The organism is Coleofasciculus sp. F4-SAH-05 (genome assembly GCF_040222985.1).
GTDB classification, from domain to species: domain Bacteria; phylum Cyanobacteriota; class Cyanobacteriia; order Cyanobacteriales; family Coleofasciculaceae; genus Coleofasciculus; species Coleofasciculus chthonoplastes.
The window spans coordinates 1-17,539 of the sequence record NZ_JAVKBY010000261.1 but is presented as its reverse complement, the minus strand read 5'-3'; the positions used below and the strand labels follow the sequence as shown (position 1 = coordinate 17,539).

General features: G+C 46.1%; 12 protein-coding genes. 1 reads left to right on the top strand and 11 read right to left on the bottom strand.

The annotated features are described in order from the left end of the window. Positions 1 to 428 precede the first annotated feature (428 nt). The 11 genes from RIG27_RS32230 to RIG27_RS32180 all read right to left on the bottom strand — a co-directional run bounded on the left by RIG27_RS32230 (position 429) and on the right by RIG27_RS32180 (position 15,438). The gene (locus RIG27_RS32230) at positions 429 to 1,781 is read right to left on the bottom strand and encodes a TIGR03279 family radical SAM protein (protein ID WP_446351135.1); all 1,353 of its coding nucleotides are present in this window, start codon (positions 1,779 to 1,781) and stop codon (positions 429 to 431) included. Between the two features lie 33 nt (positions 1,782 to 1,814). Then, positions 1,815 to 2,363 (bottom strand): hypothetical protein, encoded by a 549-nt coding sequence (locus RIG27_RS32225; protein ID WP_446351134.1) that lies wholly within the window; start codon positions 2,361 to 2,363, stop codon positions 1,815 to 1,817. Between the two features lie 119 nt (positions 2,364 to 2,482). After that, positions 2,483 to 3,577, bottom strand: a complete 1,095-nt coding sequence (locus RIG27_RS32220; protein ID WP_446351133.1) for an ABC transporter ATP-binding protein — start codon at positions 3,575 to 3,577, stop codon at positions 2,483 to 2,485. Positions 3,578 to 3,695: 118 nt separating this feature from the next. Further along, the gene (locus RIG27_RS32215) at positions 3,696 to 4,571 is read right to left on the bottom strand and encodes a carbohydrate ABC transporter permease (protein WP_446351132.1); all 876 of its coding nucleotides are present in this window, start codon (positions 4,569 to 4,571) and stop codon (positions 3,696 to 3,698) included. A 7-nt stretch (positions 4,572 to 4,578) separates the two neighbouring features. Then, positions 4,579 to 5,484 (bottom strand): carbohydrate ABC transporter permease, encoded by a 906-nt coding sequence (locus RIG27_RS32210; protein WP_446347592.1) that lies wholly within the window; start codon positions 5,482 to 5,484, stop codon positions 4,579 to 4,581. Positions 5,485 to 5,528: 44 nt separating this feature from the next. Then, positions 5,529 to 6,833, bottom strand: coding sequence for an ABC transporter substrate-binding protein (locus RIG27_RS32205; protein WP_446351131.1), 1,305 nt, complete (start codon positions 6,831 to 6,833; stop codon positions 5,529 to 5,531). 776 nt (positions 6,834 to 7,609) lie between these two features. Further along, complete coding sequence (gene nadE / locus RIG27_RS32200) at positions 7,610 to 8,611, bottom strand: NAD(+) synthase (RefSeq protein WP_446351130.1); 1,002 nt, start codon at positions 8,609 to 8,611, stop codon at positions 7,610 to 7,612. A 125-nt stretch (positions 8,612 to 8,736) separates the two neighbouring features. Beyond that, a complete protein-coding gene (gene asnB, locus RIG27_RS32195; RefSeq protein WP_446351136.1) occupies positions 8,737 to 10,743 on the bottom strand; it encodes an asparagine synthase (glutamine-hydrolyzing) in 2,007 nt (668 codons plus the stop codon). Positions 10,744 to 10,868: 125 nt separating this feature from the next. Further along, positions 10,869 to 12,392 carry a class I adenylate-forming enzyme family protein gene (locus tag RIG27_RS32190; RefSeq protein WP_446351129.1) on the bottom strand — a complete coding sequence of 508 codons (1,524 nt, stop codon included), beginning with the start codon at positions 12,390 to 12,392 and terminating at the stop codon, positions 10,869 to 10,871. A gap of 14 nt (positions 12,393 to 12,406) precedes the next feature. After that, the gene (locus RIG27_RS32185; protein WP_446351128.1) at positions 12,407 to 12,670 is read right to left on the bottom strand and encodes an acyl carrier protein; all 264 of its coding nucleotides are present in this window, start codon (positions 12,668 to 12,670) and stop codon (positions 12,407 to 12,409) included. Between the two features lie 152 nt (positions 12,671 to 12,822). Further along, on the bottom strand, positions 12,823 to 15,438 hold the full coding sequence (locus RIG27_RS32180; RefSeq protein WP_446351127.1) for a condensation domain-containing protein: 2,616 nt from the start codon (positions 15,436 to 15,438) through the stop codon (positions 12,823 to 12,825). A 491-nt stretch (positions 15,439 to 15,929) separates the two neighbouring features. Between RIG27_RS32180 and RIG27_RS32175 the strand changes: the two genes are divergently transcribed. After that, positions 15,930 to 17,186 (top strand): acyl-CoA dehydrogenase family protein, encoded by a 1,257-nt coding sequence (locus tag RIG27_RS32175; RefSeq protein ID WP_446351126.1) that lies wholly within the window; start codon positions 15,930 to 15,932, stop codon positions 17,184 to 17,186. Positions 17,187 to 17,539 lie beyond the last annotated feature (353 nt).

Below are 17,539 nucleotides of genomic sequence, written 5' to 3'. Positions count from 1 at the left end.
TCACATCAGTCCCTTGAGTACGCACCAACCGGGGTAAGCTGTCACGCATTTAGGGCTTGCTGCAAAGCCCGGGAACCATTATATATTAAGGGTTATAGAACGATTTAATCCCAAGTTGCAGTCTAAGGTAGAATCTGTCATGCTGAGTGGAGTCCGGAGCGAAGCGGAGGAACGAAACGAAGCATCTGCAGAACCCTTCACGACCTTCGAGGGCAGGCTCCGTGAAACGGAGTGACGCTCGCGCATCTATCCAGATTCCTCGCTTCGCTCAGAATGACATGATAGAACGCAACTTGGTATAAGGTGCATAAAGTCCAAGGTTTTGGCACATAGATACTTAAAATCCTTGCATCTGGATCAGCAAAAATGTATCCCCATCTCCCCCATCTCCCTCATCTTCCCCATCTCCCCCTCACCTCATCACTTATTCAGCAGCCCCTAATTAATGAGTTCGCCACACAACGTTCAAGTAGTTCCTCAATACCACTAACCACCCAAATTCGAGTCCCAAGCTGACGACTCACCTCTGCCACGGTCATATCATCTAAAAACTTCGTATCATCATGTTTCAGCATAACCGAAGGCAGTAAAATGCCATCACCGAAGTCTTTTCCTGACAATTGCTTAAGCAAATCTTGTCCGGTTAATAACCCCGTAACCGTAATTTCTTGTCCCCAATACTCACTCCGTAGCGCTGCTATTTCGACTTGCAATCCCTCAACTTTATTCAACTGCTGTACTAGCGGAACAAACGCTGTTTCCACTGCATTACCGACCACCCAGGTTAATTGTCGCGCAGGTTCTACACGGGTGGGTAACATCCGCGTTGCTGTCTCTTGAAATTGTTTAATAAACTGGCGAATTGAACCCACACCATTGCCAATTTGGGGATAATCTTCGTAATGAGATTCTGATGGTAATTCTTGTTGGGCGATTAAAAACCACTCATCGGCTAACCACGCAAACGTAGACCCGAATTGTTGGCGAAATTTTGTTTGTAGGCATTGAACTTGCTGGATCACCTCTGCGGCTTTCTCACGAGTAACAGGAATTAATTCATCCTCTGACGGACGAAAGCGAGTTAACCCCACAGGAACGACGGCGACTGAAGCAACAGCCGGGACTTCATTCTGTTGAAATTGGGCTAAATCTCTCAGGGTTCGTTCTAAGTGAATGCCATCATTAATACCGGGACAAAGCACAACTTGAGCATGAATTTGTAATCGTCGTTCCTGAAACCATTGCAACTGGTCTAAAATCTGCCCAGCACGAGGATTTTTGAGTAATCGGCTGCGAACCTCCGGTTCGGTGGCGTGGACGGACACATACAAGGGAGATAGACGCAGGCGTTCGATGCGATTCCATTCGCTTTGAGTGAGGTTGGTTAGGGTTAAGTATGAACCATAGAGGAAACTGAGGCGATAGTCATCATCTTTGAGATATAAACTCTGTCGTTTTCCGGGAGGTTGTTGGTCAATGAAGCAAAAAGGACAGCGATTATTACACTGAATTAAGCCATCAAATAAGGCGGTGGCAAATTCTAATCCTAAATCCTCGTCGTAGTCTTTCTCAATTTCTACAGAATGGATGTTTCCCGCCGCATCTCGGACTTCTAATTCTAATAGTTCATCGGCACAGAGAAATTGATAGTCGATTAAGTCGCGGGGAGGTGTACCATTAATCAAAACAATTGCGTCACCGGGTTCAAACCCCACCTCAGCTGCGATGGAGTTGGGGATGACGTTGTTAATTAAAGCTGGACGGATAGAAGTTTCACTCATGGGAAAGGGAACAGGGAACAGGGAACAGGAAATTCAAAATTCTAGTTCTTGAACGCCATTGGGTGTAATTTGATACCCCCATTCTGGATGCTGTGAAATTGCCCGTTCGATTTCGGGTCGAAGAATGGGATCTGCCATGAATTGGGCAATGGTGGTGAGATCGGGACGTTGACCATAGAGGCGCAGACGGCGCAGGGGTTTCAGTCGGGTTGATGGTCTGGAGGAATGGCAAGAATGTTTCACCAAGTCACACAATCGGCGGTAGTTCTCTTGTCGTTGTTCTGGAGTATGTCCAGTATCAAAGTCAGACGCCGTGAATAGAGGTAATTTGGGGGGATTGGCAATGTTTCGCGGTTTCCAACCGTAGCGTAGGGCTTTGATTAGATAATCATTCGGTTTCTCAAGTAGTCCCTTGGCGCAATACTCGATGAAGGCTTGAATCGATGGTTCTAAATTGTGGGCATAGTTGTAGATTATTTGTTTGAGATGTTCATCATTGAGTTTAACACCTAGCTTTTCTAACTTAGCTTGGTATTGGTAAATAATATCGATGTGACCGGGATCAAGTTCTGGAAAGTCCATCTGATGATTTTGCGACTAGACGCCCACTCCTAATCATAAAGGTAGAGTAAACAACCCCACCCTGTAGAGACGCGCCATGGCGCGTCTCTACATTTTCAAGAAATTGGGGATCGGGTAGATTAAGAATGATGGGTTAAGCGATCGCCTGATTCGACATCAAACCAGTGCATTGTTTTCTCCGGTAGGGCTAGAGTCACCGTATCTTCTTCACCATCCCAGTAGTTATCAGCGGCTAACAATGCCCGAATCGTCTTGCCTTCTGACCCGTCTGATCCCTGCACTCGCACGCTGATCAGTTTTTCTTTGCCCATATCTTCGACTAAATAGACGTTACCCTTGATGATCTGTTCGTCTCCTGCCTTGGCAATCCGCACATTTTCGGGACGAATACCCATGACAATTTGGCGCGGTTTTTTTCGCAGGTTAGGCAGTTTCAGTTTAAAGTTACCCAGAACAGCATAATTTTCCTGACAGCTAAGGGTGAGTAGGTTCATTTGGGGACTGCCCATGAAACTGGCAACAAAACTATTTGCTGGGTAGGTATAAATCTGATAGGGGGTATCAAGTTGTTGCAAGACGCCCTCGTAAAGCAAGGCAATGCGAGTCGAGAGAGTCATTGCCTCGGTTTGGTCGTGGGTAACATAGACGACGGGTTTGTTTTGGGATTTAAACAGTTGCTTTAGTTCCGCCCGCACTTGTTCTCGCAGTAAGGCATCTAAATTACTCAAGGGTTCATCTAATAAAAAGACTTCTGGTTCCCGAACTAAGGCGCGGGCAACTGCTACCCGTTGCCGTTGTCCACCGGAAAGTTGACCGGGTTTGCGTTCGAGTAAGGCGCGGTCTAAATCCAGCTTGATAATTACATCATCAATGCGCTTACGGATTTCTTCGCTAGGAGTGTTCCGGATTCTTAGGGAGGCGCTGATATTTTCCTCCACCGTCATGTGAGGATAGAGGGCGTAACTCTGGAAAACCATGGCAATATTGCGATCGCCTGGAGGAACACCGTTAACCGTTTGTCCACTGATCACTACTCTACCCTTGGTTGGTGTTTCCAATCCGGCAATTAATCGCAGCAATGTGGATTTACCACAGCCAGAGGGTCCGATAAATGTCATGAACTCGCCATCTTCGACATCTAGGCTAATGTCTTTAATCGGTACCGTTTTAGGATTGTATTCTTTGCGTAGATTCTGGAGTTCGAGTTTTGCCATGATTTTTGCCTGTTGAATTTTGAATGGAAGCGTGTCAAGGAAACTTGAGTAAAGGGCGACCCGATTTTATTGAATGGACACCGTTGTTAGTTGGTGCAAGCGGGTCGCCCCTACAACCTCATCCTTTAACTGCTCCAGCCGTGATGCCCTGAACAATACGACGCTGGAAGAGGAGGACTAACAGAATCAGGGGCAACGTTCCAGCTACTGTCGCTGCCGCGATCGGACCATAAGGAATTTCAAATACCGATGTGCCACCAATTTGAGCCACGGCTACGGGAATGGTTTTCATTTCATCTCGGGTAATAAAAGTTAAGGCAAAGATAAATTCATTCCAAGCAAAGATAAACGTGAGAATACCCGTCGTCACTAGGGCAGGGACAGTCATCGGTAGAACAATTTTCAACAGCATTTGTACTGTGTTATAGCCATCAACCTGGGCGGAATCTTCTAGATCCTTGGGAAGCTGTTGAAAGAAACTTCGCAGCACCAAAATAGTTAAGGGTAAATTAATTCCAGTATAGGGAACAATGAGGGCAATATAGTTATTCCCCAAGCCTAACAGTTTCACCACCTCTAGGAGTCCCAGGAATAGTAGCACGTAGGGAAAGAGACTGACGATGAGAACGCAGGCTAAAACAATCCGTTCGCCGGGAATTTTTAACCGTGCTAAGGCATAGGCAGCGGGCGCTCCAGCGATTAAACACAAGAATGTAGAGGTTAATGAAACAATGGCACTATTCAGGATATAACGCCAAAAGGGATACCGTTCAAATAACTGCGAGTAGTGCGTCCAAGTGAGTTGATCTGGCGTCGGTAAATAGACCGTAGGAATTGCCGAAATTGCATCATTTATCTTGAACGAGGTCAGCAGTTGCCAAAGGGCTGGCGCTAGGCAAAAGATTAGGGTTAATACCACACCAAACCAGAGGAGAATTGGCTTGGTATTGATTCGTGACTTTTTTTGTGATGATGAGTCTTGAGCGATTGCCATAATTAATCTATTGGTCTCCTAAAACATTAATCCGGGTTTTTGAGAGCAAAAAGCCAACAATTGCCACAGCGATAACTAGCAAGAGGAAGGTGACGACAACTAAAGCTGCACCGTAACCAAAGTCTAGATAGCGTCTCACGGTATCGTAAATATACAGTGAAATCATTTCCGTGGCATTCGCTGGACCCCCTCCTGTCATCACCAGTATGAGGTCAAAAATCCCGAAGGCTTGAGCGAATCGAAACAAGAGGGCAATTAAGATTTGAGGGGTGAGTAGGGGTAATGTAATTTGGACAAAACTTTGGACTGGAGACGCCCCATCAATTGCATGGGCTTCGTAAAGATCCTTAGAAATTGATTGCAATCCTGCTAACAGGATAATCGCGAAAAAAGGTGTTGTTTTCCAGACATCAGCGGCAATTAAAGCAATCATTGCCGGAATCGGTTCACCTAACCAAGTGATCGGATCAACGGCGGGCAAGAATCGCAAAATATCATTGGCAACGCCAAACTGGTCATTAAAAATCCATGCCCAGGCTAATCCCATGACGGCGGTGGGTAATGCCCAGGGAATTAGGGCGGCGGTGCGAACTAAACCGCGTCCGAAAAAGGCTTGATTGAGAATTAAGGCAATTGCCATTCCCAATACTAATTCAATCACAATGGAGGACAGGGTAAACACCGTTGTGTGCCACATACTTTGCCAAAAGCGTCCATCACCTACTAGCCGCACATAATTGGCAAAGCCAGCAAATTCTGGCTTTAACTCAGTACCTAAATTTTGATTGAATAAACTTAACCAAAATGCCCGTCCAATGGGATAGGCAAACACCATTAGCAAGATCAGGATGGCGAGTAGGGTGAGTAACCAACCTGTTCGTATCTCTCGTTGCCGAATTGAAGCTTGTTTCATCGTAATCTGATTGACTTACACGCCGTTAAACGTACTACAGAATCTTAATTACCTAAAAGTCTTCGCGTTTCCTGGGCGGCTCGATTCATCGCTTTTTCAGGCGTCAGTGTTTGCGTAATCGCCGCACTGAGATAACGCTGTAAAATATCTGAGGCTTGGGCATATTGGGCGATGGGAGGACGCAGAACTGCCTTTTCCAGGACTTCTAACATTTGGGGAAAGTAACTATATTTAGCCACCAGTTCGGGATCGGTATAGAGTGATTTTAAAGCGGGGGTATAACCGTTGGCGAGACTGAATTCTTTTTGTATGTCTAGACGGTTAAAAAATTCAATCACTTTCCAGGCTTCGTCAGGGTGTTGCGTGGATTTAGAAATCCCCAATCCCCATCCACCTTGGCAAGCGCCACTGCTATCTGCGGGTTGGTGTACCATTGGCTTAATCGCAAATTGACCTGCAATTTCTGAGTCGGCGGCTAACGAGTAAACGTAGGGCCAATTCCGTAAGAAAATAACGTCACCATTTTGAAATAAACGACGGGTTTCTTCTTCGGCGTAGGTGGTAACACCGGGAGGAGAAACATTTTTTTCAATGGTATTCAGTAAAAATTCGACCGCTTGAATTGCTTCTGGCTGATCAAGTCCGACTTCTAGAGTATCTGGATTCACCCAAAAGGCACCAAATCCTTCCAGGATTTCCACAAACATGGCAGATAAACCTTCGTACTGCTTTCCTTGCCATACATACCCCCATTTAACGCCTGTTTGCTGTTGCAGGGCTTGGGAGATTTGCATGAGTTCGGCAAAGGTTTCTGGAGGTTCGTATCCACCTTTGGCTAGTAAATCAGTACGGTAGTAGAGCATACCTCCGTCGGAACGGAAGGGCATCCGATACAGTTCATCTTTATAGCGTCCGCCTTCTACATCGCCTTGCAGAAACTTCGATAATTGGGCTTGAGAAACCCGGTCAGATAGAGGCATTAACCATCCGGCGGCAGCAAATTTTGGCACCCAAACAATGTCTAGATAAACTAGATCATAAGGTGAATCACCGAGTAAAAACGCTGAAGTATAGAGGTCTTCGACTAAGTTTGTTTCATTGGGACCTTCAAGGATTTCTAGATTGATCGTGGGATTTTCTTCTTCAAACTTATCAACAAAGGGTTGCCACTGAGAGGCTTCAATGGCGCTCATCAATACTTGAACCTTAACGGGTTGTTGAGTCAAGGCGGGAATAATGAGAAATTGAATCGTGGCAATTGTGGCAATCAGTAAGATGAAAAAACGAGGAACTTTTTTGAGTCTGAAGATGCTTCTTTTGAGTTTGCCCAAGTGCTGATTAATGTTCATGGGATACTCTGACCATTCAATAGGGTTCAATTTACCTGTGTGATGACGATGACAGACTGTCTCCAACAGGATTACTTATAAGCTTCAGCCTAATTGTGGCTAACGCTTATGAATACTTTACCTCATCACTCGATTTCATGAGATGTTACTCTAGGTGAGGGTTAGATGTAAAGAAATGAAACCTAAGTTTATTTAAGTTAACATTTCCCGGAAAACGATGAGGCAAGATCGGCTAGATCAGTCGATTTGAGGATGCAAAAAAATACTTGTAGCATATTTTGCGACCATAATTCATACCTCCATAGTTAGTTGACATTTTACGGAAAGGGTAATAATGCTCAAGTCAAGGTGGGGTGAGCAACTTCTGGCAAGTCTCTGGCTCCGCTTTTTCATTTGTATGCCACTTGCCCTTTCTAAAAACCATAAGTTACTGTGCTTTTTTAGGATTGTAGCAAATTCATTAATTCCGGCAATATCTTTGCGGAAATGACTGATTTTTTCCTATTTTTTTCTAAGCTAACCTTAATTAATCCGATTTCTGTTATTAACGGTCTAGCAACCCAATCATAAATATACTGTAGGGGCGACCCGCCTGCATCAATGAACACCACCCATCCACTCAATTGTATCGGGTCGCCCTTTACTCAAACGGCGCCTGAAAAAAACTCAAACGGCGCCTGAAAAAAACCTACGATCGCGTCATTTGACGCCGCCATTCAACACCAACCCTCCTTAGTCTCATCGCCCATTGGCGGCGGCTTTAATCCATAACGTTTTTAATCAACCTTTTCCATACTAATAACAGGCATTCTTAGATAGGAAGTTGTACGTTGTTTGCGGACAATATCGGTGACAACTCGCTCGACTTGCTCTACTGTCAAATCAAGTGCCTGGGCGATTTCTTCGTTCTTAACACCACGTTCATACCCGAACCAGATGGTATCCAGAATATCAAAGGGCAGACGGAAGAAAAACTCCTCCTGTGAACTTCCACCCGGATATGTATCTGACGTCGGCGTGCGTTGTTGAATGTCTTCTGGTACATCTAAGTAACGAGCAAGCTGGTAAACTTGTGTCTTGAACAAATGGGCAATCGGACTCACATCAATTCCGCCATCCCCGTACTTGACAAAAAAGCCTAATAAATGCTCATTCTTATTCGCTGTACCGATAACCGCATAGTTATTTAATTCAGCGTGATAGTAGAGCATAGCCATGCGCGATCGCTGTTTAAAATTAGATGCGGCGACAATCTGATAATACTCTTGGGGCGGTAAGCGTTTGGTAAACTTCTCACCCTCTGGATTGGTTACAGTTAGGGAAAAGATATTCAGGGTTTCTTTTTCCAGTAAGTTTCCCGGTAAGGCAATTTTAGCTTGCCAACTTTCTCCGAATTGTGGGAACAACCGTTTTATTGCGTCGTTGCGGCGGCGGTAACAGCTAAACCCATCCAATACCCCGGAAATGTCTTCGGTAATGGTTTGAACACCGTAGTGATCAGCGACTAACTGTGCCAGTGTAGCGCTTTCTGGGCTGGATTCACCCTCCGGTAACAACAAGGCGACGACACGTTCGGAACCAAAGGCTTTAGCACATAAACCTAGCACCACCGATGAGTCAATCCCCCCACTGATACCCAACACAGCCCCGCGACGGCGTAGGGTTTGATGGACACTCTGACGTAACTGTTCGACAATGCGTTCTGTTTCTTTGGCTACATCTAGGTTAAGGGAGTGCTTATTAAAGCCAATTGCATCGGTTTTAACTGAATTGTTCATGATAGATTCTCCTGAATAGGTTAACGAATTTTTATAGGTTCCGATTTGATCGATTGACAAGTGCGGTGGTTTCATATTAGACTTACTTCATAATCAGAAAATATGCCTACCTATAGGGTCGAATTTCATCCAAAGTTGGTTAGTGAATCCCCTTCAATGTGTGTTGTGTGTGTGCGATCAATCACCTTAACTCGGTCTGAAGGGGTCAAAGTCGATAACCGAGAATTGAAGTTTTTAAGGAACTGTTGATCAACCAACTGCGTGGATAAAACTCCGGCGATCGCCATATCATCCACTTCACCTAAGGGTGATCCACTTTGGGCTTTGCGAACCAGTTGATTGACGGCTAAGGGATTAAATAAACCACTAGCGCGTACAGCATCTTCCGACAACAACTCCCAGACGTAATCCGGTGTATCCTGGTGAAAGAAACTGCGGTGAATCGGGGCGCGGTAGGGACGTTTACGGCGTTGCCAAATATCGGGGGGGAGTAATTTGCGGCTTAATTGTCGCAGCAGCCATTTTTCGGTTAAGCCGCGCAGCTTCACATTAGAGGGCAGGCGATCGCAAAATTCCACAACTCGATAATCTAGAAAGGGGAAACGCCCTTCCACTGAATTCGCCATCGCCATGCGATCGCCTTGAGAGGATAGCAAATAGGGTGACATGAAGCTAACAATTTCCAGATATTGCGCTTGGGCTAAAGGGGACCAACTGGAAAAATTGCTCTGCAGGGGAACCAACTGTTCTGCCCACTCTAGCAGTCCAACCTCCGGTTTAGACACCAGCAACCTCTGGAGACGAGCCGTATTTGACCAACGGATGATATGGGAATAGAATGGCGATTCGATATCAGTGAGATTCTTTTTAAAGAACGCCTGAATAAAGGCTTCGCTAGTATGACTCAAACGGGAAATTTCTGGGTACAGTCGTTTCAATAATAACGGTCGCCATTGGGAATCCGGCTGTTTTGCCCAGAATCGACGTATCGCCATTTCTTTGAAAATATCATAGCCACCGAGGAATTCATCTGCCCCTTCCCCAGTCAGCACCACCTTTAATTTAGAATCCCGTACCAACCGAGACAGCATAAACATGGGTGCGGGTGCGGTGCGTAATGTGGGAGTTTCTGTGTGCCAGATTACCTCTGGAAACAGGCGGCTAATATCGGTATGGGTACAATAAACAACCCGATGATTAGTTCCCAAAATACCTGCCATGCGCCGTTGGAACTCACTCTCGTCAAACTCTGGATCTGAGAAGGCGATAGAGAAGGTTTCTAAGGCGTTCTGGGCGTATTGACGGATAATCGCTGTGGTTGTCGAAGAATCCAACCCCCCACTCAGGTAAGCGCCAACGGGTACATCAGCCCGTAGGCGGATTAGGGTGGAGTCAATCAGCAGTTGCTCAAACTCATCCAGATAATCTTGGGGAGTACGCTGGGATTCCTCTGGGGTAAAGTCTAGTTTCCAGTACGGTTGAATGTTTAACTCTCCATCCTGAACCTGCAGATAATGACCGGGGGAGAGGCTATAAATATCCTGGAAAATGGTGTGCGGTGTCAAGACACTCCAAAACGTAAACACCTGTGTCAGTGCGGCGGGATCAATTGTCGCAGAAACCCTGGGATGCGCCAGAATAGTCTTGATTTCAGAACCAAAGATTAACTGACCCTGGCACAGAGTATAAAACAACGGGCGAATCCCCAAGCGATCGCGTGCCAAAAATAGGCTACGCTGATGAGTATCCCAGATCGCGATCGCAAACTGACCATTGAGATAATTCAGGCAATCGGCACCATATTCTTCATACAGATGCAGGATCACCTCCGTGTCACAATTGGTAGTAAAGCGATGACCAAGCGATTCTAATTGGGGGCGCAGTTCCACATAGTTAAAGATTTCACCGTTGAAGACAATCCACAATGTTTCATCTTCGTTACAAATCGGTTGCTGTCCACCGCTTAAATCAATAATACTGAGACGGGCATTCCCCAAATTAACCCATTCGTCCCGATAAATCCCAAACTCATCAGGACCCCGATGACGAATCATGCCTAACATCTGCGGCACAACCGTCTCCGGAATCGGCTGAGGTTCCTGCAAATTGAGAACACCGACAATACCACACATAGATTCCTCTGTTTGATTGAGAAGGTTTTTTTGTAGTAAGCGCTTTAGCGCTGTTGCCACTTTGGTAAATAGTCCTCAAACCCTGACAAATGACCAATGACCAATGACCAATGACAAAGGACTTATCACTTCAAATCAGTCTTTTTGATTTTGCCAGACGAGGTTTTAGGCAATTGAACACAAAACTCGACCAACTTCGGCACCATGAAATCTTCCAAATGGGCGCGGCAATGCCGTAAGATATCGGCTGGGGTCAGTTCATCGCCCTCCTGTACGACAAACGCCTTAACCACCTGCCCCAATACCGGATCAGCCACGCCAATCACCGCCGCTTCCCGGACACCTGGAAGCCCATACAGCACATTCTCCACCTCTTTCGGTGCCACCTTCTCGCCCCGGCTTTTAATCATGTCATCTTGCCGCGAGACAAAATACAGAAACCCCTCTTCATCAATGTGAAATAGGTCTCCCGTATAGCACAGCCGCTCCCCTGGCATCAATCCAGGGCGGAAACGGGCAGCACTTGCCTCCGGGTTCCCCCAATAACCACGCATGACGTGGCGTCCCCGCACCACCAACTCACCCACTTGACCTGAACCCAACCGCTTACCCTGTTCATCTTCAATCCACACTTCGGTGCCAGGAATGGCGATACCTACGGAATCGGGGCGTTTGTCCAGTTGATCTGGAGGCAGATAAAGGGTGCGCTTGGTTTCGGTTAAACCGTACATGGAGAACAGTGTCGCCCAGGGAAACTTCGCCCGAATTTGGAGAATGTGGGAGGGAGGCAAGGCGGCAGCGGTGTTGGTCAAATAACGTAAACTGGATAAATCATAGGCACTCAAATCCATTTTCAGCAGCATGGCATAAATCGTCGGGACGCCAGGGAAGCCAGTAACCCGCTCTTGCTCCATGCGTTTAAGAATGGCGGCTGGATAGGTAAATCCTTTTTCCAGCACCAGAGTACCGCCGAACTTAAACACCATCAACAGTTGGTACAGTCCGTAATCGAAGGATAAGGGCAACAAGCCAATAACACTATCACTCTCAACATTGCCCAGGTATTCGATAATCGAACTGGCAGCAAAGACAACATTGCTGTGGTCTGACATGACGCCTTTGGGGTCGCCCGTGCTACCGGAGGTGTAAATTAGGCAGGCTAGGTCTAGATCAATATTGACTTTTTGAGGTCTTTGTGATAAGCATTCGGACTGGATGGCGGTAAAGCTCAGGACATTGCCTGTACTCGTCTCCGGGATTGGGGACGTGAGGATGAGGGTGGTGAGGGAGGGGACTTGTTGGGTGAGCTGTTGAGCTAAATCAGCTTGTCGCCCACTGGTGAGCAGAACTCTAGCTTGACAATTGTTTAAGATATAGGCGCACTTATCGGACTTCGTGCTGGGGTTAAGTGGGACAAAAACGCCACCAGCTTTGAGAACAGCAAAAATCGCGATCGCCAATTCTAGGCAGTTTGGTAGAAATAATACGACGCGATCGCCCCGTTGTAAACCCTTTGCCAAGAACGCATTTGCCAAGCGGTTTGCCTGTGCCTCGACTTCGGCATAAGTTAGGCGTTGCCCATCACCAATCAACGCCACCTTATCCGGCAATCGGTCAGCGCTAGACTCCAGAAATTCCTGGACTAACATGACAATTACTTCCCTCAATTGTTAACAAACAGGGACTGTTTTTTTCGGGCAAATTCAGCTAGATTGCTAACGGAATCAAAATTCTCCGGGATAATCTCGACATCTTCCACCTCAATGCCCAAGTTTTCTTCCAGAAACAGCACCAATTCCATCACGTTCATCGAATCAATGATACCGTTTTCCAGTAAGGAAGCGTCATCGGGATAAGGATAGCCGTTGCTGCTGAACAGGATATTTTCGGAAATATGTTGGCGCAGCATTTCTTCAATAGATTGCATAATTCAACCTCAGGTTTGGGGTATACTCATAGGACTTACGCAAAAGCTCTATTTGTCGGGTGTGAAAGCGCTTGCGTAACGCACCTTTACCTTCATCAGTGGTGTGTCTGCCTAAGTCCTGACTCAATCAAAATCTGTCTGTGTCCGACTACTTAGATGTCATCCTTTGAGACTTGAGCGATACAACTTTGGAGCTTTTCTGCTAAACTCTGGACATCCGGTTCACTTAACATATTGCCGTGAGTGACTGGACAGATAAAGCGTTTCGCCCCTTGTGTTGCCAGGGTTTTGAAATTCCAGTAGCGCCACATCCGCTGGCGATTTTTACTTAAAAACAGCATAATCTGACCGGAATAAACCTGGGGTTTATAGTTGCGAATCGCCTTTTTTTGTGCCTGCAACACAGTTTGTAATCGGTGGACATGGGGGTCATCCGACAACTGGGCAATCTTGTTGGGAATTTTGCTCTGGCTAGTTTTATGGCGCAATACACCCAAAAGTTTACCGGTGCGCCAGTGGTTAATTAAGCGACCAATGTAATACAGTAAGGTTTTTTTTGTCGGCTCTGGCTTTTCAAAGGCGTTCTGAAAGGCTTGGTAGGTGGGATCGAGCATCGCTAACAGTGCAACCTGTTTCCCTTCGGCTTGCAATTGTTGTGCCATTTCAAATGCCACCACAGTGCCTAATCCGCACCGCCCCCCTAACATATACGGACCATCAAAGCCAAAGGTTTGTATTTCTTGAATGTAGTGAGCGGCAATCTCCTCTATAGTTTCGTGAATAACTTGGTTAGCCTCTAAACCTTGGGCTTGCAAACCGTAAACCGGTTGGTTTGAACCCAAACAACGAGTTAACGGGATGTATTGCAAAGCCGTACTCGCTCCGGGTGCGACTAGGAATAAGGGGAGATTAGAACCGCCAGATTGTAGGGGAATCAGGGAAGACGAAGGAGGTGTCCATCCTTCTTGGCGTAGAAGATTTGCTAATTTCTCAATGGTGGATGCTTGCAGGAGAGTGGCTAAGGGCAGATCTTTGTTAAATGTTGTCTGGATGTCAGCAAATAAACGCACTGCTAACAGTGAATGCCCTCCGAGTTCAAAGAAGTTATCCTTTACACCAATTGACTGGATACCTAAAATATCTTGCCAAATATGCACGAGTTTTAATTCTAATAAATCTCGTGGTTCAACAGACTCAGTTGAATGATCCGTTGGGTCAGATAGTTGTTTGGGGTTAGAGGATTCTTGTTCTAACTTAGAGGATTGGGTGTCAGAGGTGATCTGGCTTAGGCTGAGTGGTTGATTGGGTTTGGCTTTGCCCAAGAGCTGTAGGAGCGATGAAAGCTGAATATCTGGATGGGTTACTAAGTGTTCCAGTAAGGTCTGGAAATCCTCCAACATCTGAGCTATGCTAGTCGCTTGGAATAGGTCTGTTTTGTATTGCCATCCTCCCGTTAATTTCCCTAATTTTTCTTGCAGGGAAAGAGATAAATCAAAGTTGGCGATTTCCCGCTCTACATACAAAGAGTTCACCGTTAACCCATCGAGAGCTAATGACGGATTGGGAGTATTGTGCAAGACAAACATACCTCGCGTCAGCGGTGTGTGAACTAAATTGGGGAGTTCTGCTACCTTTTGTAGGGGTATATCTTGGTGGGCAAATGCTTGTGAGGAAACGTGACTGACTTGATGCAACAGTTCTCGAAAACTGGGGTTTCCTGATAAGTCAGTACGGAGCGCTACTATATTATTGAAGTAGCCAATTAACCCTTTGGATTCAACCTGATGGCGACCAACAACGGGCGAACAGATAACCATGTCTTCTTGCTCTGTATATAAGTAGAGCAAGGTTTTAAAGGCGGTTAACAAGGTGACGAACAGAGAAACACCTTCCTGATAACTCAATTTCTTGAGCGCCTTAGTTAAGTTTTGTGATAACTCAAAGGGTTGATAAGCACCTTGGTAACTTGGTACGGGTGGAGGTGGGTAATCCGTGGGTAATTCCAGAGCTGAAATGCCACTGAGCTGATTCTGCCAGTAGTCCAGTTGAGTGGAGAATACCTCGCCTTGCAGCCATTGCCGTTGGGTTTGGGCATAGTCGGCGTATTGAATTGGTAGTTCCGAAAGTGGCGATGATTTTCCCAGGGAAAAGGCATCGTAAAGCACGCCGAGTTCCCGCAGGAATACTCGGTCAGACCAACCATCGAAGATGATATGGTGTACGGTTCGTACCAGTATGTGCTCTTGTTCAGTTAGGCGCAAAAGTTTGATACGCCACAAAGGGCTTTTTGTCAAGTCAAACGGTTGCTTGGCATCTTCGACAGCGAGTTTTTGGGCTTCAGCTTTCCTTTGTTCTAGAGGAAGTTCTTGCAAGTCTATAGTTGGCAGAGTCCAATCAATATCTGGACTGATTACTTGGATGGGTGATCCATTGACGGTAGGAAACGTGGTTCGCAGGATTTCATGGCGTCGAATAATTTCCCCGATACTCCTCTCTAGTGCTACTACATTGAGTTCACCTTGGAGATGCAAACAATGCAAAAGGTTATGTACAGAAGTATCGGGCTGTAACTGTTCCAGATACCAGAGTCGTTCTTGGTTGAAGGACAGGGGTAAGTTTTGGTTGCGTGAAACAGGCTGAATGGCAGGCGTCTGATTTTTTAACCTAACGTTGGTTCTCAGGGAAAGCCAAAAATCAGACGGAGTTTTTTCGGCTTGGGGCTGGCTAGAATAGTTAAGATTGGATTGTTTATTAACGGCGGATTTCATTATTTCACCCTGATTAAATGCTGATGAATTACACCTTACTATTGGCTAACTGAAAATGCTAGCGTCTTTACAATATCTTATTACTTATAAAAATTTATTTTTATAAGTAAAAATAATACTTAGGGTGTTGACTTGAGCGAAAATTAACAAAATTTGATGCTATTCGTCTTTATAATTGGTGTACTTAATAAGCAATCTATAGAAAAAATAAGATAAATTAATTAATGTATACAGTTAATACGTAAAGCAACTAAAAGGATGCCCAAACAAAGAGAAAAGCATAAGCAACGATAATCGGATTTGCCTAAATCAGTCTCAGGTGGTTCTTCATTAAAGCTTCATAAACAGTTCAGCCTTGACTGATTGGCTAGCGTAGGAATAGGGAATAGCTAATTTAAATACACATCAGCTTGAGCTAACGTGATGCCGTTCTCACAACTTAAGCTAGTCGGATATCCTGAGAAAGGTATTGTTTAACTGTTTGTTGTCAAATGTCACCAACTACAGCGAACCAGGGTGTTCCTCACGTGCGAAGCGAAGCTATCCCGAAGGGAATCGCGAATCAGTCCACTATTTTAGAGGTGGCGAATGCTTACTTGTGCGAAGTTGTTGCCCCTCGCGCCTCACAGATCGATCAGGATACGGAAGCATTACGCACTGCACTGCAAGGATTAGGCGATCGCCATCTGCTAGCGCTGAAGGTTCCCCAAGATTGGGGAGGTGCTGAGGTGAATCCTGTTACCTTCTTTCACTTCCAACAACACGTCTGTCGCTATTCGGGCGCATTGGCTTTTCTGCAAACTCAGCATCAGAGTGCAGGTGGGTTTTTGGCAAAAAGTGACAATCATGGCTTAAAGCAGCAGTATCTTCCCCGCATGGGGAGAGGTGAGGCGTTAGTCGGGGTGGGTTTCTCCCAACTGCGACGCACTGGGAATCCCCTAGTAAAGGCGACGCCTGTGGATGGGGGCTATCAGATTACTGGAAATGTGCCTTGGGTTACAGGTTTTGGCTTGTTTGAGGATTTTGTGATTGGGGCGACATTACCCGATGGTCGGGAACTGTATGGTATAGTACCCTTGACCTCGACCGAGCAAGGAGTTGGGGGTGCGATCGCGTTTAGTCAACCCATGGTGCTAGCGGCGATGAATTCCACGAATACGGTGTCGGCGAGTCTGACGGATTGGTTTTTACCGAACGAGTCGGTTTTATTCCTCAGAAAAGCCGGGGCGATTCATGAAACGGATCGAAAAAATGTATTAAATCACGGTTTTTTTGCCTTAGGTTGTGCTAAAGCCGGATTAGATATTATTGCCGCCGCTTATCAACGCAAGCAACTCGAATGTATTCAAGATGCTTTTGATCATCTCAACGCCGAAGTCTCTGACTGTGAAGCCGCCATGATCGCCGCATTATCAGAAAATTCTGCTGACATCGAGGATGGGGGAGATAGGGGAGATGATGGCGGGTTTATAAACATCCGGGTGACAACAAAAGATAATGGTGAAACCCGCCCCTACATGGGGAAAAAACGTCCCCAATCCCTACAGCTAAGGGCGTGGGCAATTAACCTAGCAGGGCGGTGTACCAATGCGGCGGTAACTGTCTCCAGTGGCGCTGCTAATCTTCAATCCCACGCCGCCCAACGTGTCTATCGCGAAGCAGTAGTCTTTACCGTGTCTGGGCAAACCACGGCGGTAATGGAAGCAACCTTGACACAGTTAGTCCACCTTTCACCCCGACATTTTTGAGTGCGATCGCACTTAGCAATCCAGTGGGTTTTGTGATCAGGTTTCAGGTTAATCGGAACATCTGATATCGAGACAGAAAATCCAATGTAGGGGCGGGTTTAGGGATTAACTTTGCATCTCGCCCATAACCTTTGTACAAAACCCGCCCTGCTCCCCTCCAATGGTAAGGGTTGGGGGGTTAACGCACTGGTAGACCTAATCCTCGATTCTTATTTGACACTCCCCGCCCTATAAGTGCGGGGATTCTTAGTTCCGCGACACACCTTACAATTATCTATCCTTGCGGCAATACTTAAACCAAACACCCGTAGAAAACTACCAAGTATTGAGCCTAATTTAGATAACTCCAGAGG

Bases quoted from the DNA above. Each gene is read 5' to 3' on its own strand.
- RIG27_RS32230 (WP_446351135.1), bottom strand. From the start codon at position 1,781: ATGAGTGAAACTTCTATCCGTCCAGCTTTAATTAACAACGTCATCCCC.
- RIG27_RS32225 (WP_446351134.1), bottom strand. From the start codon at position 2,363: ATGGACTTTCCAGAACTTGATCCCGGTCACATCGATATTATTTACCAA.
- RIG27_RS32220 (WP_446351133.1), bottom strand. From the start codon at position 3,577: ATGGCAAAACTCGAACTCCAGAATCTACGCAAAGAATACAATCCTAAA.
- RIG27_RS32215 (WP_446351132.1), bottom strand. From the start codon at position 4,571: ATGGCAATCGCTCAAGACTCATCATCACAAAAAAAGTCACGAATCAAT.
- RIG27_RS32210 (WP_446347592.1), bottom strand. From the start codon at position 5,484: ATGAAACAAGCTTCAATTCGGCAACGAGAGATACGAACAGGTTGGTTA.
- RIG27_RS32205 (WP_446351131.1), bottom strand. From the start codon at position 6,833: ATGAACATTAATCAGCACTTGGGCAAACTCAAAAGAAGCATCTTCAGA.
- nadE (WP_446351130.1), bottom strand. From the start codon at position 8,611: ATGAACAATTCAGTTAAAACCGATGCAATTGGCTTTAATAAGCACTCC.
- asnB (WP_446351136.1), bottom strand. From the start codon at position 10,743: ATGTGTGGTATTGTCGGTGTTCTCAATTTGCAGGAACCTCAGCCGATT.
- RIG27_RS32190 (WP_446351129.1), bottom strand. From the start codon at position 12,392: ATGTTAGTCCAGGAATTTCTGGAGTCTAGCGCTGACCGATTGCCGGAT.
- RIG27_RS32185 (WP_446351128.1), bottom strand. From the start codon at position 12,670: ATGCAATCTATTGAAGAAATGCTGCGCCAACATATTTCCGAAAATATC.
- RIG27_RS32180 (WP_446351127.1), bottom strand. From the start codon at position 15,438: ATGAAATCCGCCGTTAATAAACAATCCAATCTTAACTATTCTAGCCAG.
- RIG27_RS32175 (WP_446351126.1), top strand. From the start codon at position 15,930: ATGTCACCAACTACAGCGAACCAGGGTGTTCCTCACGTGCGAAGCGAA.